This is a genomic window from Streptomyces sp. NPDC048191, assembly GCF_040652655.1.
In the GTDB taxonomy this organism is placed as follows: domain Bacteria; phylum Actinomycetota; class Actinomycetes; order Streptomycetales; family Streptomycetaceae; genus Streptomyces.
In genome coordinates this window covers 217,637-243,184 of sequence record NZ_JBEZMO010000009.1, presented here as the reverse complement: position 1 = coordinate 243,184, position 25,548 = coordinate 217,637, and the positions used below count along the sequence as shown (strand labels likewise).

Here is a 25,548-nt window from a genome sequence, read left to right as displayed (position 1 = left end):
CCGGGCCTGCCCGGCCGCTTCCTGCCGGCCCGGCCGAGGGCCTCCCTCCGGAGGTCTTCGGCCGGTGCCCGGATCACCGCCGGCGCCGGTCCGTCGCGTACGGAGAAGGCGCCACGGCCCGGCGCCGGCGGCACCGCGCAGCCCCGGCGCGCCACGCCTCACGGCGTCATCCGTCACCCCCCGCCACACCTCGTCCGGACCCCACCAGGAAAGAGGCACCCGCATGCGTACTCGATCCCTCCTCGCCCTCGCCGGCACCGCCACCGCACTCGCCCTCGCGGTGGCGGCCCCCGCCTCCGCCGACGGCAGCGCCGTGCTCACCACCGGCGGCGCGGGCGGCACCGCCGTCGCGACCGGCGACACCCTCGTCGCCCCGCTGGCCACCGGCACCTCCGCCACGCTCTACTCCAGCGCGACCGGCACCAGTGGCGTCAGCTGCACGTCCTCCCAGTTCACCGCCGCGGTCACCGGCAACCCGACCGCCCCCGGCACGGCCACCGAGTCCGTCACCGGGCACACCTTCGACGCCTCCTCCTGCACCAGCAACGTCGTCGGTGTCACCGGCGTCAGCAGCATCACCGTCGACCACCTGCCCTACACGGCGACGGTCGCCTCCGACGGCACCCTCACCGTCTCCCCGGCCGACGGTTCGACCATCCAGACCACGGTCAAGCTGAAGACCCTGCTGGGCACCATCACCTGCGTCTACCAGGCGGCGTCCCTGACCGGGAAGGCGGACAACTCCGACAGCAGCATCACCTTCACCAACCAGCAGTTCACCAAGTCCTCGGGCTCGTCACTGTGTTTCGCCAGCGGTTACTTCACCGCCAAGTACGCACCCGTGACGGACGGCGGCGCCCCGGTCTACGTCAACTGAGCCGCTGAGGCGCGCGGTTCACCGTCGCCGTAGCCGTACGGCCAGGGCGGCGCCCCCGGTGAGCACCAGCACCGCGGCGGCGCCGCCCGTCAGCATGTGCGCCGAGGGACCCTTGCCCTGGCCCGCGCCCTCGTTCGCGGCCGGAGCCGGATTCGCCGCCGTGGGCTGCGGGGCCTTCGCCTGCGCTGTTCCGGCCGCCGGCGCTGTTCCGGCCGCCTGCGCCCTCTCCGGGAAGACCACGTCGGAACACGAGTAATAGGTGTCCGGCGTGCTGCTGTTCTGCCAGACGGTGTAGAGGACCTGACGCCCTGTCCGGTCCGTCGGCAGCGTCGCGCCGATGTGGTACGCCCCGTCCCGCAGTGGTGGATCGGTGACCCGGGCGAAGGGCCGCTCGGGCAGATCGGACCACGTAAGCGGTTTCGACGGGTCGTAACCGGGCTTGGTCAGGTACAGCCTGAAGGTGCCCGTGTGCGCGATCGTCGAGGCGTACGTCATCGTCAGCCTGCCGCCGGGCGCCAGCCGCGTCGCCGGCCAGTCGCGCCGGGCGAGGTCCAGGCCCCGGTACGCCGGCAGGTTCCCACTGCACAGTCTGCCGTCCGGGATCAGCTGCCGGTCCCGGCCGTTGACCCCCGCCACGCGCAGGTTGTCCCACGCGGTGAACGGAGCGCCGTTGGCCGCGACCGCCGCCCGGCAGGCCGCCGAGCGGGTGGCGTCGCCGCCCTCGGGGGAACAGGCGTACACCCGGCTCACCGGGGCCGTGGGGGCGCCGTGCGCCTGGGCGGACCCCGCCGCCCACGGCAGGAGCAGGAACACGGCCGCGGTGGCGGTGGCGGCGGCCGTGACGCTCGGGCGGGCGGTCATCCGGGTCATCCGGGACATCTCCTCGGCGGGCGCGGAACGGGGTCTGCGGGTTCCAGTACGGCGGCGGCGTCCGGTGCGTTCACCACAACCGGCGCACCGGTGACCGGGGGGCGTGAAAGCACCGACCGGTTGGGATGTTTCGCGCCTGCTCCGTCACCCCGTTGAGGAGCCGGGCGTCGGCCTCGTATCGTGGCGATCATGGGTTCGGCACCCGCCGCCCCGCGGCTGCCGAGGGTGGTCGGGCAAGGGAAGGGGGAACCGTTCTGGTCTCGTCCGTTCACGGGCCGCCGGGGCGCGTCCGCGACCGGATTCGCAGGTGACAGGTGTTGTGCGGCCGGCCCGCACCACGGACTCCCGTTGCCCTTCGGTGAGTTATCGTGTGCGCGGGGTAAAAACAAACCGCTTGTCCCGTTCGTTCGAGTCGCGAGGAGGGGTCCAGGATGGCGAGGCAGTTACGCGCCGAACAGACCCGGGCAACGATCATCACGGCCGCCGCCGATCTGTTCGACCGGCACGGCTACGAGTCCACCAGCCTGAGCGACATCGTCACCCACGCGAAGGTCACCAAGGGTGCGCTGTACTTCCACTTCGCCGCCAAGGAGGACCTCGCCCACGCCATCCTCGAACTCAACGCCAGGGCCGGGCAGCAGCTCGTCGCGGAGGTGGAGAGCCGCGGCTACTCCTCGCTGGAGGCCCTGATGCGCACCACGTTCGGCGCCGCCAGGCTCGCCGTGGAGGACCCGGTGCCGCGCGCCGCGCTGCGCCTGGCCACCGCCGACATAGCGGTACGGGCGCCGCTCAGGCACCCGTTCACCGAGTGGCTGGAGTTCGCCACCAGGAAGTTCACCGCGGCCGTCAGGGAGGCCGATGTGCACGGCGACCTCGACGTCGGCATCGTCGCGCACTCCTTGGTCTCCTTCTTCATCGGCACGCGGGTCGCGGGCCGCTCGCTCGAACCGGTCGGACGGCTTCCGCGCCGGGTCGCGGAGATGTGGCACCTCCTAGTCCGGGGCCTGGTCCCGGTGCACCGCCGCCCCCGCTACGTCACACTCGCCACGCAGCTGGAGCGGGAGATCAGAACCGCCTGACGCCCGCGCTACCGTGACGGACATGCCCGACACCCCGTTCGCACCCGTGATCCTCGGCAACGAACCCGGCTCGTTCCCGCACAGCGTGCTGGCCGACCGGCACCCCGCGATCATCCAGCGGGTACGGGACGCGTTCCCGTACGGCCCCGGGCACCACCGGGCGCTGGACGAGCTGCTGAAGAGCTGCACCGAAGGGACGGTCGGGCACCTGCCCGCCGACGCCCCGGACCGGGACCGGTGGCAGCGGTGGGGCCTGGCCGAGTACGCCGGGCGCTCCTGGTACGACGTGCCGTGGCTGTGGTCCGAGAGCTACTTCTACCGCCTGCTGCTCGACGCCGTCGGCTGGTTCGGCCCCGGCGCCTGGCAGGGGGTCGACCCCTTCCGCCCCTTCAAGCGTGCCGAGCTGGACGCGCCGGACACGGACGAGGAACTGGCCGCGCTGGACGCCCTGCCCGGCCTGCCGGAGCGGGAGCGGGCGCGCGCCCTGCTGCACGGCTCGCTGTGGGGCAACCGCGCCGACCTCGGCTTCCGGCTCTCCGCCGAGGGCGCCGAGGTCCGGGACCCGGCCCCCGCGCTGGTCGCGGACGACAGCGAGGCCCTGTGGGCGCTGCTGCCGGCCGGCGGCGCGGCCACGCTCGTCCTGGTCGCGGACAACGCGGGCCGCGAACTCGTCCCGGACCTGCTGCTGATCGCCCATCTGCTCGCCGAGGGCCGGGCCGCGCGGGTGGCGCTGCACGTCAAGCCGTACCCGTACTACGTCTCCGACGCCACGACCGCCGACGTCGTCGACGCGCTGCACCGGTTGCGCGCCGCCTCCGGCGCGGCCGCCGAGTACGCGCGCGTACTCTGGTCGGCCATGGCGGACGGCCGCCTCACCGTGCGTGCGCACCCCTTCTCCTGCGCCCCGCTGCCGTACGCGCGGATGCCGGACGACCTGCGCGCCGAGTTCGCCGCGGCCACGCTGACCGTCCTCAAGGGCGACCTCAACTACCGGCGCCTGGTCGGCGACCGGATGTGGCCGCCGACCACCCCCTTCCAGGAGACGACCGCCTACTTCCCCGGCCCGGTCGCCGCACTGCGCACCCTGAAGTCCGACGTGATCACCGGCCTGACCGGGGCGACCGAGGCCCGGCTGGTGGCGTCCGAGGGCCGGCGCTGGCGCACCGGCGGCACCCACGCGCTGATCCAGGTGGACGTCAAGTCACCCGCAGCGGCAGAGACTTGATGCCGTTGATGAAGTTCGACACGAGCCGCCCGGCCGGTGCCGCCAGGCGCGCCTCGGGGAGCACGCGTACCACCTCCTCGTGGAACAGCCGCAGTTGCAGCCGGGCGAAGTGGGCGCCCAGGCACACGTGCGGGCCGTCGCCGAAGGACACGTGCGGGTTGGGGGAGCGGGCGAGGTCGAGCCGGGCCGGATCGGGGAAGGCCCGCTCGTCCCGGTTGGCCGAGGCGTGGAAGACCACGACCTTGTCACCGGCCCTGATTCGCCGCCCCGCCAGCTCGGTGTCGCGCACGGCGGTCCGGCGGAAGGTCAGCACCGGCGGATGCCAGCGCAGCAACTCCTCGACGGCCAAGGGAAGTTCCGCCTTCCCGTCACGCAGGGCCGCGTACGCCTCCGGGTGCTCCGCCAGCGCCAGCAGCCCGCCGGGGGCCGCGCCGCGTACGGTGTCGTTGCCGGCGACGGTGAGCAGGAAGAAGAACATCTCCAGCTCGGCCTCGGCGAGTTCGGCGTCGTTCGCGAGGGTGGTCATGACGTCGTCCGCCGGGTGCCGCCGTTTGTACGCGGCCAGCCCGCGCGCGTAGGCGAACATGTCCTTCAGCATGGCCGGGGAACGCGGATTCACGCGCCTGCCCCGCTCGTCCAGCACCGCGGGACCCGCCTCCTCCGGGTCCTGGTAGCCGATGACCCGCTGCGTCCAGTGCAGCAGCAGCCGCCGGTCGCTCTCCGGGACGCCCAGCAGATCCGCCAGATTCAGCAGGGCGTACTCGTCGGTGACGGACGCCACCAGATCGACGGTGCCGTCCCCCTCCCGTGCCTCCCGGAGCGCTCCGGCGAGGAGTGCGCGCGCCCGCTCCCGGGCGACCGCGGTGAACCGGTCGACCCGGCCGGGGGTGAACGCCCGGCTCACCAGTCGCCGCAACCGGCCGTGCCGGGGCGGGTCCTGATTGAGCATCATGCCGCAGATGAACGGCAGGTCCTCCGGGTCCGGATCGCGGATCTGGGTCGCGCCGAGGTGGGAGGAGTACGTCGTCGCGTCCTTCAGTACCCGGACGACGTCCGCGTGCCGGGTCACCGCCCAGAACCCGGGCCCGGCGGGCCAGCCCAGCACCTCCGGCTCCTCCTGCCAGGCGACCGGATGGTGGTCGCGCAGCACGCGGTAGTCGTCGTGCGGCACCCCGACGGCATACCGGCGCGGGTCGAACACGTCGGGCACCTCCGGCGCCCCGGGCACGCTCACGCCGGCTCGCTCTCGCCGGCCCGGACCGGCTCGCTCGCCGGGGCTCCGGCGTCCTCGTGGAGGAAGTCCTCGACCACGCGGATCAGCTCCAGCGGGCACTCGTCCATGGGGTAGTGCCCGGCGAACGGCAGCGCCACGAGTTCGGCCCGCGGGTACCAGCTCATCCACGTCTGCCGCATGACCTCCGGCGAGAGGGCCGGGTCGAGTCCGCCGGCCACGGCCAGGGCGGGCACCTCGATGCCCTCGACGTCGGCGTGGAAGTCGTCGCCCGCCCAGGAATCCAGCCAGGACCGGAACGCCTTGGCGTCGCTGCGCTCCAGCGAGCGGGCGACCATCCGGTCCAGCCAGGCGGCGGGACGCCGGCCCCCGGTGGTGAAGTCGATGATCGCGCGCCGGTTCTCCGGGCGGTGCGCGGCGTCCGTGAACAGCGCGCCCTGCTCGCCGGCCAGGGGCACCCCGGACGCCGGCACCGGGGAGACACCGACCATCCGGCGCAGCCGGTCCGGCGCGAGGGCCGCCAGTCGCTGCGCGACGGCACCGCCCATGGAGTGCCCGATCACCGAGAACCGGTCCCAGCCCAGCCGGTCGGCCAGCTCCAGCAGGTCCGTGGCCGCCTCGGCCGTCGTGCAGGCGCCCGACACGTCCCGGGCCTCGCCGTACCCGCGCAGGTCGACCAGCGCGTAGCTGAACGTGGTGCGGTCGAGATCCGGCAGGACGGCCGCGAAGGCGGAGCGGTCGGCGAACCAGCCGTGCACGGCGAACACCTTGTGGGCGCCGTCGCCGTGCACCTCATGGGGCAGCACGAAGGAGGTCATGCGCCTACCGTGGCCCGGCCGTGCGGGCACGGCAAGGGCGCGCACGGGCATACGGGCGGAACGGCGGCGCCCCCGGTGAACACCACGGGCCACGGCGGCCGTTCCGTGTTCCGGGGGCGGTTCACGCGATGGTGTGATCATGTCCCGTGCGGTGGATGGGCGTTGGGGACCACGGGTAGGGCCCGGCCATGACGCAGCCGTTCGAACTCCCGCACTTCTACATGCCGTATCCCGCGCGGCTCAACCCGCACCTCGACGAGGCCCGCGCCCACTCGACCGGGTGGGCGCGCGAGATGGGCATGCTGGAAGGCGGGATCTGGGAGCAGGCCGACCTGGAGGCGCACGACTACGGGCTCCTGTGCTCCTACACCCACCCCGACTGCGACGGTCCCGCCCTCTCGCTGATCACCGACTGGTACGTGTGGGTGTTCTTCTTCGACGACCACTTCCTGGACATGTACAAGCGCACCCAGGACCGCGCCGCCGGAAAGGCCCACCTGGACCGGCTGCCGCTGTTCATGCCGCTCGACCCGTCGGCCCCCGTGCCCGAGCCGGAGAATCCCGTCGAGGCGGGCCTGAAGGACCTGTGGGCGCGTACGGTGCCCTCGATGTCCGTGGACTGGCGCCGCCGTTTCTCCGTGGCCACCGAGCACCTGCTCAACGAGTCGATGTGGGAGCTGTCGAACATCAACGAGGGCCGGATCGCCAACCCCGTCGAGTACATCGAGATGCGCCGCAAGGTGGGCGGCGCGCCCTGGTCGGCGGGGCTCGTGGAGTACGCGACCGCCGAGGTGCCCGCCGCCGTCGCCGGCACCCGGCCGCTGCGCGTCCTCATGGAGACGTTCTCCGACGCCGTCCACCTGCGCAACGACCTGTTCTCCTACCAGCGCGAGGTCGAGGACGAGGGCGAGAACAGCAACGGCGTGCTGGTGCTGGAGAAGTTCTTCGACTGCTCCACCCAGGAGGCCGCCGACACCGTCAACGACATCCTCACCTCACGCCTGCACCAGTTCGAGCACACCGCGCTCACCGAAGTCCCCGCCGTCGCCCTGGAGAAGGGCCTCGCCCCGGACCAGGTCGCCGCGGTCGCCGCCTACACCAAGGGGCTCCAGGACTGGCAGTCCGGCGGCCACGAGTGGCACCTGCGCTCCAGCCGCTACATGAACGAGGGCGCGCACACCGGCTCGCCGTGGCAGCTGCCGAGCGGCCCCGGCGTCTCGGCCGCCGACGTCGGCGCGCTGCTCGCCGCCGCCCGGGAACGCCTGCGCGCCTACACCCACGTGCCCTACCAGAAGGTCGGCCCGTCCGTCCTGCCCGAGTTCCACATGCCCTACCCGCTCGGACTGAGCCCCCACCTCGACGACGCACGCCTGGGACTCGTCACCTGGTCGCACCGCATGGGCATCCTGGAGGAGGGCGTCTGGGACGAGGACAGGCTCGCCGCCCACGACCTCGCGCTGTGCGCCGCCGGCCTCGACCCGGACGCCACCCCCGAGGCCCTCGACCTCAGCGCCCAGTGGCTGGCCTGGGGGACGTACGGCGACGACTACTACCCCCTGGTGTACGGCCACCGCCGGGACCTGGCCGGAGCGCGGCTGAGCACGGCCCGGTTGTCGCGGTGCATGCCCGTCGAGGGCGAGCCGGCCGTCGTGCCCCGCAACGCCATGGAGCGCGGGCTGGCCGACCTGTGGGTGCGCACGACCGCCGGGATGAACGCCGAGCAGCGGCAGGCCCTCAAGGCCTCCGTGGACGTGATGACCGAGAGCTGGGTGTGGGAGCTGTCCAACCAGCTGCAGAACCGCATCCCCGACCCGGTGGACTACCTGGAGATGCGGCGCGCCACCTTCGGCTCCGACCTCACGCTGAGCCTGTGCCGGATGGGCCACGGCCCGGCGATCCCGCCGGAGGTGTACCGCAGCGGCCCGGTGCGCTCGCTGGAGAACGCCGCCATCGACTACGGCTGTCTCCTCAACGACATCTTCTCGTACCAGAAGGAGATCGAGTACGAGGGTCAGATCCACAACGCCGTCCTGGTGGTGCAGAACTTCTTCGGCGTGGACCAGCCGGCCGCGCTGCGCGTCGTCCACGACCTGACGACCCAGCGCATGCAGCAGTTCGAGCATGTCGTCGCGCACGAACTGCCCGTGCTCTGCGACGACTTCGAACTGCCGGAGGCGGCCCGGGCGGCGATGGACGCCTACGTCCTCGACCTGCAGAACTGGCTCGCCGGGATCCTGAACTGGCACCGCGAGGTCGACCGGTACAAGGCCGAGTGGCTGGGCCGCAGGTCGCACGGCTTCCTGCCCGGCCGCCCGCCCGCCGTGCCGCCCCTGGCGCCCGCCTGACGGGCGCCGAATCTTCTCGTCCGGAACCGGGCATTCTGGGAACTTCGGTGAGTCCTCGGGAGTCTTGTGGAGTAAGGGGAACAACAAGACCGCGAACACACGGGGGTGTTCGACCTTGACCGAGACCATCGACAGGCCCACCGGGGAGAACGCGGCGGACCGGGCGCCGCAGGCGGACGAACTGACGCCGTATCTGGCGCCGTTGACCGTCCCGCCCGTCCTGCGTCCCGCCGCGGCCGACGTCCGGCGCGAGACCGAGATCGCCCTGCGCCCGACCTGGGTGCGCCTCCACCCGCAGCTCCCGCCGACCCTGATGTGGGGGTACGACGGGCATGTGCCGGGCCCGACCATCGAGGTGCGGCGCGGACAGCGCGTCCGCATCGCCTGGACCAACCGCATACCGAAGGACGCCGAGTACCCGGTCACCTCCGTCGAGGTGCCCGCCCGCGCGCCCGGCACCCCGCCCGCCACCACCGAGCCCGGCCGCGAGGGCGTCGAGCCGGACAAGGACGTCGCCGCCCTGCCCGCCTGGACGGTGACCCATCTGCACGGCGCCCGGACCGGCGGCGGCAACGACGGCTGGGCGGACAACGCCGTCTCCCACGGCGACGCCCAGCTGTCGGAGTACCCGAACGACCACCAGGCGGTGCAGTGGTGGTACCACGACCACGCCATGAACATCACGCGGTGGAACGTGATGACGGGCCTGTACGGCACCTACCTCCTCCGTGACGACGAGGAGGACGCCCTTCGTCTGCCGTCCGGGGAGCGGGAGATCCCGCTGCTCCTCGCCGACCGCAACCTCGACACCGACGACGACGGCCGCCTCAACGGCCGGCTGCTGCACAAGACGGTGATCGTCCAGCAGAGCAACCCGGAGACCGGGAAGCCGGTCTCGATTCCCTTCACCGGCCCCTACACGACGGTCAACGGCCGCATCTGGCCGTACGCCGGGGTGGACCCGGCCTGGTACCGCTTCCGGCTGGTCAACGCCTCGAACGCGCGCATCTTCGAGCTCGTCCTGATCGACGAGGACGGCGACCCGGTGCCGGGCGTGGTGCACCAGATAGGCAGCGACGGCGGGCTGCTGCCGCGCCCCGTGCCGGTCGACTTCGACGCCGGGCTCCCCACGCTGACCGCCGGACCGGCCGAGCGCTTCGACCTGCTCGTCGACTTCCGCGCGCTGGCGGGCCGGACCCTGCGGCTGGTGAACAAGGGGCCCAACCGGCCGGCGGGCGTGGCCGACCCGGCCGGTGACGTGCGCTACCCGGCCATCCTGGAGTTCCGGGTCGGCGAGACGTGCGAGGAGGAGGACACCTTCGAACTGCCCGAGGTGCTCTCCGGCTCCTTCCGCCGCCTGACCCACGAACTCCCGCACGGACACCGCCTGGTCCTGCTCACCCCGCCCGCCACCAAGGGCGCCGGCGGCCACCCGGAGATCTGGGAGCTGACCGAGGCCGAGGCCGAGCCCGGCCTGCGGCTCCCGGCCGACGGCATCGTGCAGGTCACCGGGCCCGACGGCACCACGAAGACGTACCGGCGCACTTCGCGGACGTTCAACGACGGACTCGGCTTCACCATCGCCGAGGGCGGCTACGAGCAGTGGAGCTTCCTCAACCTCGCGCCCATCGTCCACCCCATGCACATCCACCTGGCCGACTTCCAGCTGCTCGGCCGGGACGCGTACGACGTCTCGGGCTTCGACCCCACCGCCGGCGGCACCCGCACGCCGATCCGGTACGACGCCGGCCGGACGATCCCGCTCGCGCCCAACGAGCGGGGCAACAAGGACGTCTTCCGGGTGCCCGGAAGCCAGATGCTGCGCGTCATGGGCCGATTCGACGGAGCGTACGGCCGGTTCATGTACCACTGCCATCTGCTGGAGCACGAGGACATGGGCATGATGCGGCCCTTCGTCGTCATGCCGGCCGAGGCCATGAAGTTCGACCACGGCGCCGGGCACGGCGGCCACGGCGCGGGCCACACCGGCTGAGGCCCGGTCCGGCTCGACCGGTCGGCGCGGTGCGGGTCACGCCGGCCGGACGGCCCCGGCCGCCGCGTGCTCGACCGCGGCCCGCGCCAGCGCCCGGACCATCGGGTGCGGGTGCGAGCCGTCCCCGGACAGCTCCGGCTGGAACAGGGACGCCAGGAAGAAGGGGTGGCCGGGCAGTTCCGCGATCCGTACGTGCCCGTCCTGGTCGTGCCCGGAGAACCTGAGGCCGTGGGCGCGGAGCGTGTCGAGATGGCGGGAGGGGCCGTAGGCGCAGAAGTACCGCTCGACCGTGCGCGCCGAGCCGATCACGGACTCCGCCAGTGAGCCCGGCTCGATCGTCACCGCTGCCTCGTGGCCCACGAGCGAGCAGGCCAGCGGCTCGATGAGCGGGTCGGTGGCGTCCGGGTCGTTCTCGGCGTGGCCGACGCCGGTCAGGCCACAGACGTTGCGGGCGAACTCCAGCAGCGCGTGCTGGAAGCCGCCGCACGTGCCCAGGAACGGAGTGCCCTCCTCGCGGGCGGTGCGCACGGCCGCGAGGACACCGGCCTCGCTGCGGTACGGGCTGCCCGGCAGCACCCACACCGCGTCGAACCCCCGGACCGCGCCGTCGGCCTCGGCGTCCCGAGAGGAGATCCAGTACGCGTCCAGGACCAGCCGGTCACGCTCGGCGAGCGCCTCCAGCAGCAGCGGGACGCGGGTGTGCGACAGGACGTTGGGGGAGCGGTCGCCGACGAGGGCGACGGTGGCGGTGTTCGTCATGCCGGTCATCCTCGGCGCGACGACGAGTTCACGTCCAACGATGATTCCTGCACCGGCGATAAGCAACACTGATGGGATCCTGGGCTGCATGGACCCGCATCTGCTGCGCACCTACGTCACCGTGGCCCGCCTCGCCTCCTTCTCGGAGGCCGCCCGCGCGCTCGGCTACACCCAGTCCGCCGTCTCCCAGCACATCGCCGCGCTCGAACAGGACCTGGGCGCACCCCTGCTGACCCGGCGGCCCGTCGCGCCCACGGCCGCGGGCGAGCGGCTCCTGGAACACGCGGGCCCGCTGCTGCTGCGCCTGGACGCGGCCCGCGCCGACGTCGCCCGCATCGCCGCCGCGCCCCAGCAGGGTCTGACCCTCGCCACCACCCCGACCGCGCTCGGCGCCGCGGTCCTCGCCGCCCTCCCGCCCGCCGGCGTCACCCTGCGCGTCCTCACCCGCGAGGAGATCCCGGCCGCCGTCGCCACCGGCACCGCCGACCTCGGCCTCGTCGACGGGCTCGCCGCGCCGAGCGACCCGCTGCGGCTGCCGGACGTGGCGCCGCTGACCACGCACGGGATCGCCGAGGAACCCGTCAGCGTCCTGCTGCCCGCCGGGCACCCCCTGGCCGCCCGCCCCGGCCTGCGCCTCGCCGACCTCGCCGACGCCCGCTGGCTCGACGCGCCCGACGCGGCCCTCCCGCTCGACCAGCTGAGGGCCGCCACCGGCGGCGCCTTCCGCTCCGCCCTGCGCTACGAGGGCACCGATCTGCGCACCCTCACCACGCTCGCGGCCGCCGGACACGGCCTCACGCTGCTTCCTCGCTCCGCCGCCTGCGCCGTACCCGGCGCCGTCGCGGTCCCGCTCACGGCGCCCCGGGTCGTCCACCGCACGGAACTCGTGCACGGGGGAAGCCCGGGTGGAGCGGCGGGTGAGGTGGCGGGCCGGCTGGTGGGGGCGGTGTGAGTCGGGCCCGCCGCCCAGGGGGTGACGCCGGGGGGATGACTCCGGATGTTCGTCGCCGGGTGACATGACTACCCTCCGCCACGCTCCGGCCAGTCTCACTCGTTCGTGTCTCGTCGTGGCCGGGCGCCCCGGGTAGAGCACCAGCCGGAGGCGAGCGAACCATGGAACAGACTGCGTTGCGTCCCAAGCCGATGCCTGGTCAGAACCGGCGGGAGGGCGGCACCCCCGGCCCGCCCCACCGCCCGCACGCCGCGCACCGGCGCGGACGGCGACTGTGGACCCTGCTGTTCGGACTGTGCGTCGGCACCGTGCTGGTGCTGTCCGGCGTCGGCATCGGCACGGTCGGCGCCACGGTGATCGGCATGAGCAGGCTCGCCGAGCTCCAGCGCCAGGCCCCGCCGACCACGGCGCCGGCCAAAGCCAGGCCCGGCACCACCCCCGCCGCCGGTCCCGCTCCGGCAGCCGGTCCCGCTCCGGTTGCCACCGCGCAGGCCACCCTGGGCGTCGAGGCCGTCGACGCCGACAAGGCGGGCGCGCTGGTCGTGGGCGTCCACGTGCCCGGGCCGGGCTACGCGGCAGGCCTGGTCCGCGGGGACGTCCTGCTGCAGCTCGGCTCCGCCCGCGTCGACACGGCCGCCGACCTCGTCCGCGCCGTCGCACAGGCCCGGCCCGGCAAGCAGGTGCTCCTCACCGTGCGTCACAGCGGTGGCGGCTACCAGCAGTTGGCCGTCATGCCGGGCGTGGTGACCTGACCCGCGCCCGGCACGCGCCCGCACCTCCCGGTCACCCCGGTCATCCCGGGAAAGCCGCTGGTCACCATCCGCCCCGCGCGCCATGATGGCCCCATGCCGAGTCCCTTCCGCGCCGACCGCAGCCCGCGGGGAGCACCGGCGATCGGCTCGCGTGTCCCTGTCCGGACGGGCAGGATGCTGCCCGAGACGCCGTCGCCCGTTCCCGACCCGCGCCCGGAGGCCCGGATGACCGGTAGTACGCCCGCGCTCTTCACCGCCGCCGACTACAGGGCCCGCATGGAGCGGGCCGCGCGCTCCGCGGCCGACGCCGGCCTCGCGGGCCTGCTCGTGGCACCCGGCCCGGACATGGTCTGGCTCACCGGCTACACACCCACCGCCGTCACCGAACGGCTCACCGTGCTGGTCCTCACCCCCGGCCACGAGCCCGTGCTCGTCGTACCGACCCTGGAGGCCCCGGACGCCGAGCACGCGACCGGCGCGTCCACCCTCACCCTGCGCGACTGGACCGACGGCAAGGACCCCTACGCCGTCACCGCCGCCCTCCTCGACGGCCGCGGCCGGTTCGGCATCAGCGACAACACCTGGGCCATGCACCTGCTGGGTCTCCAGCGGGCGCTGCCCGACAGCTCCTACGCCTCGCTCACCGACGCCCTCCCCATGCTGCGCGCCGTCAAGGACGCCGCGGAACTGGAACTCCTCGCAGCCGCCGGAGCGGCTGCCGACGCGACGTTCGAGGAGATCCGCAAAGTTCCCTTCGCCGGCCGCCGCGAGTCCGACGTCGGCCACGACCTCGCCGGCCTGCTGCGCCGCTTCGGCCACTCCCAGGTCGACTTCACCATCGTCGGGTCGGGTCCCAACGGCGCCAACCCGCACCACGAGATGGGCGACCGCGTCATCCGGCACGGCGACATGGTCGTCCTGGACTTCGGGGGCCTGAAGGACGGCTACGGCTCCGACACCACCCGCACGGTCCACGTGGGCGAACCCACCGAGGAGGAGCGCCGGGTGCACGAACTCGTCCGCGAGGCCCAGGAGGCGGGCTACCAGGCCGTACGGCCCGGCGTGGCCTGCCAGGAGGTGGACCGCGCCGCCCGCGCGGTGATCAGCGACGCCGGGTACGGGGCGTACTTCATCCACCGCACCGGGCACGGCATCGGCGTCACCACGCACGAGCCCCCGTACATGATCGAGGGCGAGGAACAGCCCCTCGTGCCCGGCATGTGCTTCTCCGTCGAGCCCGGCGTCTACCTGCCCGGCCGGTTCGGGGTGCGCATCGAGGACATCGTCACGGTCACCGGGGACGGCGGCCGTCGCCTCAACACCACCACGCGCGAGATGGTCATAGTGGACTGAGGGACCACGGGGAGACCCAGGAGACACCACCTTCGACGACGATCCCGGAACGGCGACGCGCGACCCATGACCCAGGCACCGACACCCACCGCGGACACCGTCCGCCGACTGGTCCGTTCGCTGCTCAAGGAGGGCGGCGACGACACCGCGGGGCCCGACGTGCGGCCCGTGACGGAGGGCGGCGGGCACTCCACCTGGTGGGTCGGCACCCGCCATGTGCTGCGGCTCGCCACCGACCGTGAGGGCACCCTGCGCCAGCGCCGCGAGCTGCGCCTGCGCGATGTGGTCAGACCGCACCTCCCCGTCGCCGTCCCGGCGGGCGTGGCGCACGGCGAGTGGGCGCCGGGCCTCGGGTACACGCTCGACACCGTGCTCCCCGGCGGCACCGCCGAGGAGCACGAGGTCTCGGCCGTCGGCGAGGCGGATCTCGCCGGGCTGCTCACCGGGCTGCGCGCGGTGCCCGTACGGCAGGCCGAGGCGCTCGGCGTGCCCCGCGCCGCCCCGCGCTCCCTGGAGGCCCTGCGCCGCATGGCGGTCCACGCGGCCGAACGGCTCGCCGCCGCCGACGAGTTCGACGCCGCCCGGCTGCACCAGCTGACCCCGCCCGGCGCGGCGCAGCTCACCGCCCAGCCCGGCACCGCCGTGCTGGTCCACCACGGCCTCGAGGGCGAGCATCTGGTGGTCGGCGCCGACGGCAGGGTGCGTGGCGTCCTCGGCTGGACCGAGGCCGCCCTGGGGGACCCCGCCGAGGACATCGCGGGGCTCGTCCTGGCGGTCGGCTCCGGCGCGGCGGTACGCGCGGCCACCCTGGCCGGCTACGGCGCCCGCCCCTGCCTGCGCGGCCTGTGGCTGGCCCGCTGCGACACCGTCGTCCGTCTCGCCGACCGCCTGGAGGGCCGCGACGACTGCCCCCTGCCCCTCCTGCGTACCCGACTGGCCCGCGCGTGGGAGCCGATCCTCCTGGAGCGCCTGACGGAATTCAAGGAGGACGAGCCGGGCCCATAGAACGCCGGTCAGGGGGTGTCGCAGGCACCGGACCGGGGCCGGCTTCGAGACCGGGAGATTCCGGGGAGACCCGTAAGAGACCCGAAACCCGGAATTCGCGCGCGGCTCGAAGGCGGCGCAGATCCGGAGGGTCCGGAAGAGGCGTCAGGGCCCTGGGCGTCCGGAGACCGAAGCCGCGCAGCACGGGAGCCCCACGGTCGAGGCGGTTCGGATCCCGCGCACGACCGGGACGCCCCGTACGGTCCCCGAGTCCCGCGAGGCCGGGAGACCCCTAGGCGGCGCAGGCCCGGGGCAGGGCCTCAGGCCGCGACCCCGGAGAGCCGCGGGCCCGGAGACCAGTGGCCCTGAGGGCCAGAGGGCCGCGACGCCAGGCACGCCGGTGGCCCCGGAGATTTGAGCGCCGCCTCAGGCCGAGAAGCCGGCGGCCCCGGGGGCCCGAAGACCGCCCGGGACGCGGAGGCCAGTGGCCGTCGAGGCCCGGGGGCTCGGGGGCGGACGTCGGCCCGGGAGGGCACCGTGGTCCGGAGGGGGCTGCCGGTGCGGTCCGCGTCGTTTCGGTTCGTCAGGGCTGGGTCAGGATCACGCAGGACTCGCCGGGGAGCCGGAGCAGGCCGTCCGGGCCCGGGGACCCGACCGGCTCCCAGGCCGCCAGGATGACCGCGGGCCGGGTGCCCAGGGGGATCGCGGCCGGCTCCTTGCCCAGGTTCACCGCCACCCGTACGTCACCGCGCGCGAAGGCCAGCCAGCGGGCGTCCTCGTCGTACGCCACCTTCGTGTCGGCCAGGTCCGGGTCGGTGAGGTCCGGCTGCTCGTGCCGGAGGGCGATCAGGCGCCGGTACCAGGCGAGCACGCGCGCGTGCGGCTCGCGTTCGGGCTCCGACCAGTCCAGCACGGAGCGGTTTCTCGTCCCCGGGTCCTGCGGGTCCGGTACGTCCTCCTCGGCCCAGCCGTGCGCCGCGAACTCCCGCCGCCGGCCCCGCCGTACCGCCTCGGCCAGCTCCGGATCGGTGTGGTCGGTGAAGAACTGCCAGGGCGTGCCCGCCGCCCACTCCTCGCCCATGAACAGCATCGGCGTGAACGGCGAGGTCAGCGTGAGCGTCGCCGCGCAGGCGAGCAGACCGGGGGAGAGGTGGGCGGCGAGCCGGTCGCCCTGGGCGCGGTTGCCGACCTGGTCGTGGGTCTGGCTGTAGCCGAGCAGCCGGTGTCCGGCCACCCGTGCCCGGTCCAGTGGCCGTCCGTGGTGCCGGCCCCGGAAGCCGGAGTACGTGCCGTCGTGGAAGTAACCGCCGGTGAGCGTCCTGGCGAGCGCGGCGAACGGGGCGCGCGCGAAGTCGGCGTAGTAGCCCTGCGACTCACCGGTCAGCGCGGAGTGCAGGGCGTGGTGGAAGTCGTCGTTCCACTGCGCGTGCAGCCCGAGGCCGTGCTCCGCGCGCGCGGTGATGAGCCGCGGGTCGTTCAGGTCCGACTCGGCGATCAGGAACAGCGGCCGGCCCAGCTCCCCGGAGAGGCCGTCCACGGCCGCCGACAGCTCCTCCAGGAAGTGGTACGCGCGCGTGTCGTGCAGCGCGTGCACCGCGTCCAGCCGCAGCCCGTCGATCCGGTAGTCCCGCAGCCACGCCAGCGCACTGCCGACGAGGAACGCGCGCACCTCGTCCGAGCCGGGCCCGTCCAGGTTCACCGCCGAACCCCACGGCGTGTGGTGCGCGTCGGTGAAGTACGGTCCGAAGAGCGGCAGATAGTTGCCCGACGGGCCCAAGTGGTTGTGCACGACGTCCAGGACGACCCCCAGACCGAGTTCGTGCGCCCGGTCCACGAACCGTTTCAGCGCGTCGGGGCCGCCGTACGGCTCGTGCACCGCCCACAGCGACACCCCCTCGTAGCCCCAGCCGTGCCGCCCCGGGAACGGACACAGCGGCATCAACTCCACGTGTGTGACGCCCAGTTCCACCAGGTGCTCCAGCCGTGCGGCGGCCGCGTCCAGGGTCCCCTCGGGGGTGTACGTGCCCACGTGCAGCTCGTAGAGCACCGCGCCCGGCAGCCCGCGCCCCGCCCACCGCGCGCGCCATGCGTGGCGCCCGTGGTCCACGACGGCGCTGAGCCCGTCCGGTCCGTCCGGCTGGCGGCGCGAGCGCGGGTCGGGCAGTACCGGACCGTCGTCGAGCGCGAACCCGTACCGCGCGCCGTCCCCGGCCTCCGCCTCCCCCGTCCACCAGCCCGCGCGCCCGGGATCACGCGCCAACGCGCGCGTGTCCCCCTTGCAATGGAGCGTCACTCGGTCCGCCTGCGGTGCCCACACCTCGAACTGCACGGACGGTTCCCCTTCGTCTGTGATGTCTCGCCTGCTCACCGTGATGTCCCGGGTCCCCATCGTGCCCGCCCGGACGATCAATCCGCTTTCGAATCCGCGCTTTCCCGGTGGGTGTCGTGGAAGTACCCGCAGATCGGCGCCGATTCCGGTTTTCTGGACACCCGGGGTCCACTGTCCGACAATCACCTGCGTGACGTCGTCCTTCGAGTTCTCCACGTACCCCGCGCGGCTGTCCGACGCGCAGCGGGACAAGGCGCTGCAGGTGCTGCGTGACGGCGTCGCCATGGGCCGGCTCTCGCACGACACGTTCGTGCGCCGCATGGAGCTGGCGCTGGCCGCCCGCCGTGCCGACGAACTGGCCGCCCTCGTCGCCGACCTGCCCCGCGAGAACCGTCTCTCCCGCGCGTTCTTCGGCTCCGTCGAGGCCGTCTCCGGGTTCACCGTACGGCTACGCCGGGCCTGGCAGGCCGAGCGGCTGCCCAAGCTGCTGCTCCCGCACCCGACGCACGCCCACCCGCTGCGCATCGGCCGCGACCCCGCCAACGGGCTGCGCCTGAACCACGAGACCGTCTCCCGCGTGCACGCCGAGCTCAGCCGCCAGGCGGACCTGTGGGTGCTCAGGGACCTCGGCTCCACCAACGGCACCACCGTCAACGGCCGCAGGGTGATCGGCTCGGTCGTCGTCCGCGAGGGCGACCAGGTCGCCTTCGGCAGGATGGCCTTCCGCCTCGCCGCGAGCTGAGAGGCGCCGGCCGGCCGTGTTCGAACCGGCTCACCCGCACGGGCGCGTGCCCAACCGATCGGGTGAGCCGGACTGTGGCAGGCGGCTCCGTGTGCCGATGCATCGGGCATGACGTACATCACCCGACTGACCACGGCCGCCGGCGCCCTGCTGGCCTGTGCCGGCCTCCTCGCCGCGGCCCCGGCCCAGGCGGCACCCCGCGCGACGCTCCCCCTCACGGACAACTGGCTCTACCTCACCGTCACCCCCGGCAAGACCGCCCCGGCCGGCAACAAGCACGGCACGCTGCTGCTGTGCGACCCGGTGCCCCTGGGATACGCGCGCGCGGGCGAGGCCTGCGCCGAACTCGCGGCCGTCGACGGCGACATCGCCCGCATCCCGCAGAGGAAGGTCTTCTGCCCGATGATCTTCGCCCCCGTGACCGTCCACGCGCACGGGCGGTGGAACGGGCGGCCGGTCGACTACCGGGAGACCTACTCCAACAAGTGCACCATGGAGGCGCGGACGGGAGCGGTGTTCGCCGTGGGCCGCTGAGCCCGGCCGCCGGGCGGCGCGACACGGCCGGAGCGGGGCCTCAGCCCACCCGCTCCCGAGCCTGCTGCGCCGCCACCAGCACCGTCCGCGACTGGTGCTCGACCTGGTGCTCCAGCGGCACCCAGCGGGCCCGGAAACGCACCGCGAAGGCGTCGCACCACGCCGCGACGAGCTGCTCCAGCCGCGGTGCCGCCCGGTCGTCCGTCGCCCGCAGCACCCGCAGCAGCATCGCCGCCGCGCGCAACGGCAGCCGTCGCCCGAACGCGTCCACACTGCCGACGTACGCCATCGTCGAGGCGGCCGGCGGGGTGTGGATCCAGTCCTCGGCCAGGCCCGGGATCAGCTCCAGCGCCCAGCGCGCCGCCCGCAGCAGCGGACCGTCCACGCCGTCGAGACGGGGCAGCGCGTCGGTGAGCACGCCCTCCACCTCCAGCGCGTCCCGCAGCAGCCGCCGCGCCAGCCGCCGCATCGCCGCCGCCGGAGCCGGGTGCGGCGCGGGATCGTCCACCAGGTCGCTGGCCCACATCGGCACCTCCACCACGGCCGTCAGACCGCCGTACCGGTGCGCGTGGTACCAGGTGCTGTGGCGTGCGTCGTCCGGCATGCTCGGGTACGCGGCTCCCGTCTCCGGGCCGGGCATGACATGCACCCCGGGACCGGAGGCCGGCCAGCCGGCGGCGTCCGAGGCGCCCGTCTCCACCGGGATGTGCAGCTGCGCCGCGGACTTGGCGAACGGCTCGGCCAGTCCCGGCACGTCCCGGGTCAGCTGCACCCAGCTGCCGCCCAGATCGGTGCCGTGCAGGGTCACCTGGAGGTAGGGCCGCAGCTCGTCGATCACCCCGGTCAGCGCCCGGGTCTCGGGCGGTAGCCGGTCCGGCGGCAGCACGGACGGTGACCACTCCGGCTGCTCGGCGCCCGTCGGCCGGTAGAAGCCGAGGTGGTAGTCGAGCAGGCTGCGCGGCGCCGGCGTCACGTGCAGGCTCGCGCCGTCCGGATCCGCGCACAGCAGGAAGTGCCAGGACGTGTCCGTCCGCAACTCACGCTCGGTGAGCACCCTTTCGGCGAGCACCCGCAGGGTGGAACCCCCGGTCGGCTCGTTGGCGTGGGCGCCGGCGACCACCAGCACCGCCCGCCGGGCGTGCCCCACCGACAGCAGGTGCAGGGGTCTTCCCGCGCGCGACACGCCCACCCGCCTGAGCGAGCACAGCCCCGGTTCCTGAGCGGCCAACGCCTGTGCGGAGGCAACCAGTTCGGGAACGCTGGGATAGCGCAGCTCCGGCAGAAGACTCACCCCCGACTTGTTCCGCCCGGCTTCGCCCTCCAAGTGCCGCACGGGAAGGGTGAACTGTCAAGCATCCGGTGGGGGAGGCGACCGGGGGCGCCCGGACTCAGCCGCGGGGGCGCGCCGCGTACGGTGCGTGCCATGCGTTCACTGCTGGTGCAGGCCGCGTCCCGCGAGCGTCAGGAACACCTCGCCCACCGCCTCCGACAGCGTGGGGTGCGCGTGCACGTGCCGGGCCACGTCCGAGGGCTCGGCGTCCCAGCCGACGATCAGCTGGCTCTCGGCGATCATCTCCGACACGTTCGGGCCGACCAGGTGCACGCCGAGCACCTGGCCGCCGCCGGCCTCCGTGACGACCTTCACCATGCCGCCCTGGCCGTGCACCATGCCCTTGGCCACGGCGGTCAGCGGCATCGTGTTGACCTCGGTCCCGCGCCCACGTGCGCGTGCCTCGGTCTCGGTCAGCCCCACCGAGGCGGTCTGCGGCGAGGAGTACGTCACCCGGGGCACGGCCGCGTAGTCCACCGGAGCCGACGGCAGCCCGGCCAGCGTCTCGGCGACCAGCAGCCCTTCCGCGAACGAGGCGTGGGCGAGGCCGGGCGAGGGCGGCGGCAGCAGATCCCCGACGACGTGGATGCCGGGCACGGCCGTCTCCAGCCGGCTCCAGTGCGCCGGTACGACGAAACCCCGCTCGTCCGTCGTCAGGCCGGCCGCCGCCAGGTCCAGCCCCGCGGTGACCGGCGCCCGGCCGACGGCCACCAGCAGTCGCTCCGCCTCCACGGTGCGCGTCTCGCCCCGCGCGGTCCGCACGCGCGCGCGTACGCCGTTCGCCGGCACCTCCGCGTCCAGCAGCCGGGCGCCCGCCTGCACATCGATCCCGCGCTTCTTCAGGCCACGCGTCAGATGCCGGCTCACATCGGCGTCCTCCAGCGGAACGATCCGGTCCGCGGCCTCGACGAGGGTGACCTCCGCGCCCATGGACCGGTGGAAGGAGGCGTACTCCACGCCGATCGCGCCCCCGCCCAGCACCAGGACGGACGCCGGCAGCCCCGGTGCGAACAGCGCGTCGTCACTGGTCACGACGCGCCGCCCGTCCGGTTCGAGCCCCGGGAGCGTACGCGGGCGCGAGCCGGTCGCGAGGACGATCCCACGGCGCGCGGTGAAGTCGTGCACGCCGGGCGCGGATCGCGGCTCCGCGCCCGGCGTGGGGACTGATGGCGCGCCGGGCGTGGAACCGGCGCGCACGTCCTCCACGCGCACCGTGCGCGGCCCCGTCAGTCGTGCGCTGCCCCGTACCACTCGCACACCGGCGTGCGCCAGATGCGCCTCGACCCCCTTGTGGTTGCGCGCCACGATGTCGTCCCGCGTGGCCACCAGCGCCGCCCAGTCGACCGAGTCCAGCGTGGCCTTCACGCCCCACCGCTCGCGCGCCTCGGCGATGCCGTCCACCAGTTCGGCCGCGTGCAGCATCGCCTTGCTCGGGATGCAGCCCCGGTGCAGACAGGTTCCGCCGACCTTGTCGCGTTCGACGAGGACGACGTCCAGCCCGAGCGCGGCGGCACGCAGGGCGGTGCCGTACCCGCCCGTGCCGCCGCCGATGACGATCACGTCCGCTGTGTTCGTGCCCTGTGTGCTCATGTCCCCACCCTCCGCCCGCCCCTTGCCATGAGTCCAAGGCAATGTTCTTGTGGGATCCATGCAGGATGTTCATGAGTCTTGGGGGAGGGCGCCGAGTTGAGCCTGCGGCAGATGGAGTACTTCGTGACGGTCGCCCACGAGGCGTCCTTCACCCGTGCGGCGGACGCCCTGCACGTCACGCAACCGGCGCTCTCGCACCAGATCAAGGCCCTGGAGAGGTCGGTCGGCGGCGCCCTGCTGGAGCGCATGGCCCGCGGCGTGCGCCTCACCCCCATGGGCCGCGCCTTCCTGCCGCACGCCGAACTCGCCGTCCGCAGCGCCGCGCAGGCCCGCCGCGCGGCCCGGGCCACCGCCGGCGCCGAGGGCGGCGAACTGCACGTCGCCACCCTGCACTCCCTCGCCGTGGGCGTCCTGCCCGACGTCTTCGCCCGCTGGCGCACGGCCCATCCCCAGGTGCTGCTGCGGCTGCACGAGTACGCCACCGCCGAGGCGCTGGAGGAAGCGGTGCAGCGCGGCACCGCCGACCTCGCCTTCGGCCCGGAGCCCACCGAGCCGCCCGGCACGGTCGTACCGGTCGGTGAGGAGGAACTGGTCCTGGTGGTCCCGTTCGACGACCGGCTCGCCGGCCGTACGACGGTACGGCTGCCCGAACTCGCCGACCGCGCCTGGGTCCGCTGCGCGCTGGAGCCCGTCGTCCACGGTGAGCGCTTCCTCGACTGGGCCTGCGGACGGGCCGGGTTCAGGCCAAGGACCGCCGTGTGGACAGAGCACACCTCGACGGCCGTGCGCATGGCCGCCGCCGGGGTCGGGGTGTGCGCAGCGGCGGCCGACGTCGTGCGTGGGGCCGTGGGTGAGGACTGTGTGATCCTGAGGCCCGATCCGGTCTGGCGGCGCCCGCTGGCGGTCTACGCGCGTGTGCCGCTGACCGGTGCCGCTGAGGCGTTCGCCGACCTCCTGCGCGCCACGTGGCCCGCCTCGTGAGCGGCGCCGCGCGGCCGGCCGCGGGGCGGTGGGCGAGGACTGCGTGATCCTGACGCCCGATCCGGCCTGGCGGCGCCCGCTGGCGGTCTACGCGCGTGTGCCGCTCACCGGTGCCGCTGAGGCGTTCGCCGACCTCCTGCGCGCCACCTGGCCCACCGCGTGATCGGCGCCGCCCGGCCGACGTCGTGCGCGGGGCCGTGGGTGAGGACTGCGTGATCCTGATGCCCGATCCGGTCTGGCGGCGCCCGCTGGCGGTCTACGCGCGTGTGCCGCTCACCGGTGCCGCTGAGGCGTTCGCCGACCTCCTGCGCGCCACTTGGCCCACCGCGTGATCGGCGCCGCCCGGCCGGCGTCCGTGCGCGAACGGCCGTACGAGGGCCACGACGGGAGCAGGCCCTGCGCGCCCCCTCCCGGAGGGACCGCCGGCCGCGTCCTCACCCCTCCGCGACGCGTTCCAGCAGCACCACCGGCAGCCGGTCGAAAAGGTCCGCCACGCGCGTGTCGCCGGTGAACTCCCGGCCCGGTGTGAGGGTGTCCGCCCACCGTCCGGGCGGCAGCGCCAGTCGCGTGTCCTGCCAGCCGCCCGCCTCCGCGAGCAGCAGCGACAGGCGGGTCACCGCCGTGACCGCCTCCCCGGAGCGCGCGAAGGCCAGACAGTGCCCGGCCGCCGGGCCCTCGGCGGTCAGCGGTTCGTAGGACGCGCCCTCGCCGAAGGCGTCGGGGCGCCGGGCGCGCAGCCGCAGCGCCGCCGCCGTCAGCGCGTCCTTCTCCCCGGGCACCTCGGGCGGGAACGCCACCGGGCGCCGGTTGTCCGGGTCCACCAGCGCCCGGTACTCGCCCTCCGTGCCCTGGTACACGTCCGGCACCCCCGGCATCGTCAGATGGACCAGGGCGGTGCCGAGCACGTTGGCCCGGACGTGCGGCTCCAGCGCCTTGCGGAACGCGGCCACCCGCTCACCGGGCGGCCCGCACGGCCCGGCGGCGACGAACGCGGCCACCGCGTCCTCGTACGGCGGCTCCTGCTCCGTCCAGCTGGTGTACATGCCCGCCTCACGCACGTGTTTCAGCAGCGCCTGCCGGACCCGCTCCTCCTCGGCGGGCCCGAGCCCGAACACGGTCTGCCAGGCCGCCCAGGCCAGCTGCCCGTCCGGAGCGCCCTCCTCGGGCAGGGTCACCTCGGCCAGCAACTCCGCCCACCGATCCGGGCATTCGGTGAGCACGGCCAGCGCGGCGCGGACATCGGCACTGCGCTTGGTGTCGTGCGTGGAGACCACCGTGCCGGTGACCGGCCAGTCGCGCTGCACGCGCGCGCAGTACGCGTGGAAGTCCTCCGGGGACACCCCCGGCCGGCCCGGGTCACCGCCCACCTCCGTCGCCGACAGCAGCGGTACGTAGCGGTAGAACGCCGTGTCCTCCACCGACTTGGCGCGCAGCGCCGACGCCGTCTGCGCGAACCGCGTGCGGAACTCCACCCGTTCGGCGTGGTCCGGCGCGCAGGGGTCACCGGGCGGCTCGACCAGCAGCCGGCGCACGATGCCGACGGCCTCCGCCTCCTCCGCCACCACGAAGGCGAGCCGGGCCTCCGCGGCGGCCTCCTCGGTGACGACGGCGGCCGCGTCACCGGAGGCGTACGGCCGGTACACCCGCATCCGGACCAGCAGTTCCTCCACGGCCGTGCGCAGCGCCCAGGGAGCCCGGTCGCGCAGGGTGAGGTCCGGCGAGGACGCGCACAGCCGGTCGGCCACGCGGGTGAGCCGGTCGGTCTCGGCGGCCAGCTCGTGCGTGAGCACCTTGTAGGCGGCCCGCCGCACGGTCGCTTCCCAGTTGCCGCCGCGGTCCGTCTGCGGTGCGGCGAAGGCCCGGTACCGGCCGAGCAGTTCGTACGCCCCCGTCTGGTCGGTGAACAGGCCGTCGACCTGCCGCAGGGCGTCGTAGCCGGTGGTGCCCGCGACCGGCCAGGACGCCGGCAGCCGTTCACCGTCGGCGAGGATCTTCTCCACCACCGTCCAGCGCCCGCCGGTCGCCTCGTGCAGCCGGGCGAGGTAGCCGTCCGGGTCGGCGAGGCCGTCGGGATGGTCGACGCGCAGTCCGTCGATCACACCGTCCTCGAGCAGCTGGAGGATCTTGGCGTGGGTGGCGTCGAACACCTCGGGATCCTCGACGCGCAACCCGATCAGTTCCGAGATGCTGAAGAACCGCCGGTAGTTCAGGTCGGTGCGGGCCAGCCGCCACCACACCGGGCGGTACCACTGGGCGTCCAGCAGCTCCGGCAGGGGCAGGTCCTGGGTGCCGGCCCGCAGCGGGAACGCGTGCTCGTGGTAGCGCAGTACGTCGCCGTCGACCACGAGGTGCTCCAGCTGCGAGCCGACGGGACCGCCGAGCACCGGGAGCAGCACCCGCCCGTCCTGGGCCTCCCAGTCGATGTCGAACCAGCGCGCGTACGGCGAGCCGGGCCCCTCGCGCAGCACCTCCCACAGGGCGTGGTTGTGCCGGGGCGCCATCGCCATGTGGTTGGGCACGATGTCGGCCACCACGCCGAGACCGTGCTCCCGCGCGGTCCGCGCCAGTGACCGCAGGCCGTCCTCGCCGCCGAGTTCCTCGCGCACGCGCGCGTGGTCCACCACGTCGTAGCCGTGCGTGGAGCCGGGCACGGCCTCCAGGACGGGGGACAGGTGCAGATGCGAGACGCCGAGCGACGCCAGGTACGGTACGGCCGCCGCGGCGGCGGCGAACGGGAACGCGGGCTGGAGCTGCAGCCGGTAGGTGGCCGTGGGCACCTCCGGTCCGGGGCGCGCAGAAGTCAT

General features: G+C 74.0%; 20 protein-coding genes and 1 pseudogene. 13 read left to right on the top strand and 8 right to left on the bottom strand.

Annotated features, from left to right (window positions below; translation table 11 throughout):
• Positions 1–223 precede the first annotated feature (223 nt).
• Positions 224–877, top strand: a complete 654-nt coding sequence (locus AB0D93_RS18000; protein WP_362120280.1) for a Tat pathway signal sequence domain protein — start codon at positions 224–226, stop codon at positions 875–877.
• An 18-nt stretch (positions 878–895) separates the two neighbouring features.
• Here AB0D93_RS18000 and AB0D93_RS17995 read toward each other — a convergent pair whose 3' ends face one another.
• Positions 896–1,747, bottom strand: a complete 852-nt coding sequence (locus AB0D93_RS17995; protein WP_362120278.1) for a lytic polysaccharide monooxygenase — start codon at positions 1,745–1,747, stop codon at positions 896–898.
• A gap of 431 nt (positions 1,748–2,178) precedes the next feature.
• Between AB0D93_RS17995 and AB0D93_RS17990 the strand changes: the two genes are divergently transcribed.
• On the top strand, positions 2,179–2,826 hold the full coding sequence (locus AB0D93_RS17990; protein ID WP_362120276.1) for a ScbR family autoregulator-binding transcription factor: 648 nt from the start codon (positions 2,179–2,181) through the stop codon (positions 2,824–2,826).
• 22 nt (positions 2,827–2,848) lie between these two features.
• Positions 2,849–4,051, top strand: coding sequence for a damage-control phosphatase ARMT1 family protein (locus AB0D93_RS17985; RefSeq protein WP_362120274.1), 1,203 nt, complete (start codon positions 2,849–2,851; stop codon positions 4,049–4,051).
• Here AB0D93_RS17985 and AB0D93_RS17980 read toward each other — a convergent pair.
• Positions 4,023–5,285: a cytochrome P450 gene (locus tag AB0D93_RS17980; RefSeq protein WP_362120272.1), complete on the bottom strand. Its 1,263-nt coding sequence runs from the start codon at positions 5,283–5,285 to the stop codon at positions 4,023–4,025. The two genes, AB0D93_RS17985 and AB0D93_RS17980, sit on opposite strands and share 29 nt — an antisense overlap.
• Positions 5,282–6,100, bottom strand: a complete 819-nt coding sequence (locus AB0D93_RS17975) for an alpha/beta hydrolase (RefSeq protein WP_362120270.1) — start codon at positions 6,098–6,100, stop codon at positions 5,282–5,284. Before AB0D93_RS17975 ends, AB0D93_RS17980 begins: the two co-directional genes overlap by 4 nt.
• Positions 6,101–6,288: 188 nt before the next feature.
• On the opposite strand from AB0D93_RS17975, the gene cyc2 reads away from it, so the two are divergent.
• Together cyc2 and phsA are read left to right on the top strand one after the other, a co-directional pair.
• Positions 6,289–8,445 carry a germacradienol/geosmin synthase Cyc2 gene (cyc2, locus tag AB0D93_RS17970; protein ID WP_362120268.1) on the top strand — a complete coding sequence of 719 codons (2,157 nt, stop codon included), beginning with the start codon at positions 6,289–6,291 and terminating at the stop codon, positions 8,443–8,445.
• A gap of 115 nt (positions 8,446–8,560) precedes the next feature.
• Positions 8,561–10,438, top strand: coding sequence for an O-aminophenol oxidase PhsA (gene phsA / locus AB0D93_RS17965; RefSeq protein WP_362120266.1), 1,878 nt, complete (start codon positions 8,561–8,563; stop codon positions 10,436–10,438).
• Between the two features lie 36 nt (positions 10,439–10,474).
• On the opposite strand, the gene AB0D93_RS17960 is transcribed toward phsA, so the two are convergent.
• A complete protein-coding gene (locus tag AB0D93_RS17960; protein WP_362120264.1) occupies positions 10,475–11,197 on the bottom strand; it encodes a hypothetical protein in 723 nt (240 codons plus the stop codon).
• A gap of 88 nt (positions 11,198–11,285) precedes the next feature.
• Between AB0D93_RS17960 and AB0D93_RS17955 the strand changes: the two genes are divergently transcribed.
• From AB0D93_RS17955 to AB0D93_RS17940, 4 genes are all read left to right on the top strand, one after another.
• The gene (locus tag AB0D93_RS17955; RefSeq protein WP_362120262.1) at positions 11,286–12,149 is read left to right on the top strand and encodes a LysR family transcriptional regulator; all 864 of its coding nucleotides are present in this window, start codon (positions 11,286–11,288) and stop codon (positions 12,147–12,149) included.
• Between the two features lie 161 nt (positions 12,150–12,310).
• On the top strand, positions 12,311–12,901 hold the full coding sequence (locus tag AB0D93_RS17950) for a PDZ domain-containing protein (protein WP_362120260.1): 591 nt from the start codon (positions 12,311–12,313) through the stop codon (positions 12,899–12,901).
• A 225-nt stretch (positions 12,902–13,126) separates the two neighbouring features.
• The gene (locus AB0D93_RS17945; protein WP_362120258.1) at positions 13,127–14,254 is read left to right on the top strand and encodes an aminopeptidase P family protein; all 1,128 of its coding nucleotides are present in this window, start codon (positions 13,127–13,129) and stop codon (positions 14,252–14,254) included.
• Positions 14,255–14,320: 66 nt separating this feature from the next.
• Entirely contained in the window at positions 14,321–15,259 is a 939-nt protein-coding gene (locus tag AB0D93_RS17940) for an aminoglycoside phosphotransferase family protein (protein WP_362120256.1), read from the top strand.
• A gap of 562 nt (positions 15,260–15,821) precedes the next feature.
• Here AB0D93_RS17940 and treZ read toward each other — a convergent pair.
• The gene (gene treZ / locus AB0D93_RS17935; RefSeq protein ID WP_362120254.1) at positions 15,822–17,567 is read right to left on the bottom strand and encodes a malto-oligosyltrehalose trehalohydrolase; all 1,746 of its coding nucleotides are present in this window, start codon (positions 17,565–17,567) and stop codon (positions 15,822–15,824) included.
• 190 nt (positions 17,568–17,757) lie between these two features.
• Between treZ and AB0D93_RS17930 the strand changes: the two genes are divergently transcribed.
• Both AB0D93_RS17930 and AB0D93_RS17925 read left to right on the top strand, forming a co-directional pair.
• A complete protein-coding gene (locus AB0D93_RS17930; RefSeq protein WP_362120252.1) occupies positions 17,758–18,309 on the top strand; it encodes a DUF1707 and FHA domain-containing protein in 552 nt (183 codons plus the stop codon).
• Between the two features lie 108 nt (positions 18,310–18,417).
• Positions 18,418–18,843 (top strand): subtilase-type protease inhibitor, encoded by a 426-nt coding sequence (locus AB0D93_RS17925; protein ID WP_362120250.1) that lies wholly within the window; start codon positions 18,418–18,420, stop codon positions 18,841–18,843.
• 40 nt (positions 18,844–18,883) lie between these two features.
• Here the strand turns inward: AB0D93_RS17925 and AB0D93_RS17920 are convergent, their stop codons facing one another.
• Positions 18,884–20,134 (bottom strand): M14 family zinc carboxypeptidase, encoded by a 1,251-nt coding sequence (locus AB0D93_RS17920; protein WP_362120248.1) that lies wholly within the window; start codon positions 20,132–20,134, stop codon positions 18,884–18,886.
• A gap of 138 nt (positions 20,135–20,272) precedes the next feature.
• A complete protein-coding gene (gene lpdA, locus AB0D93_RS17915; protein WP_362120246.1) occupies positions 20,273–21,763 on the bottom strand; it encodes a dihydrolipoyl dehydrogenase in 1,491 nt (496 codons plus the stop codon).
• 96 nt (positions 21,764–21,859) lie between these two features.
• Here lpdA and AB0D93_RS17910 point away from each other — a divergent pair, with 96 nt between their 5' ends.
• Together AB0D93_RS17910 and AB0D93_RS17905 are read left to right on the top strand one after the other, a co-directional pair.
• On the top strand, positions 21,860–22,744 hold the full coding sequence (locus AB0D93_RS17910; protein WP_362120244.1) for a LysR family transcriptional regulator: 885 nt from the start codon (positions 21,860–21,862) through the stop codon (positions 22,742–22,744).
• 173 nt (positions 22,745–22,917) lie between these two features.
• Positions 22,918–23,076: pseudogene (locus AB0D93_RS17905) on the top strand (LysR family transcriptional regulator); the annotation flags it as partial.
• Positions 23,077–23,178: 102 nt separating this feature from the next.
• On the opposite strand, the gene treY reads toward AB0D93_RS17905, so the two are convergent.
• Positions 23,179–25,548 (bottom strand): malto-oligosyltrehalose synthase, encoded by a 2,370-nt coding sequence (gene treY, locus AB0D93_RS17900; RefSeq protein WP_362120242.1) that lies wholly within the window; start codon positions 25,546–25,548, stop codon positions 23,179–23,181.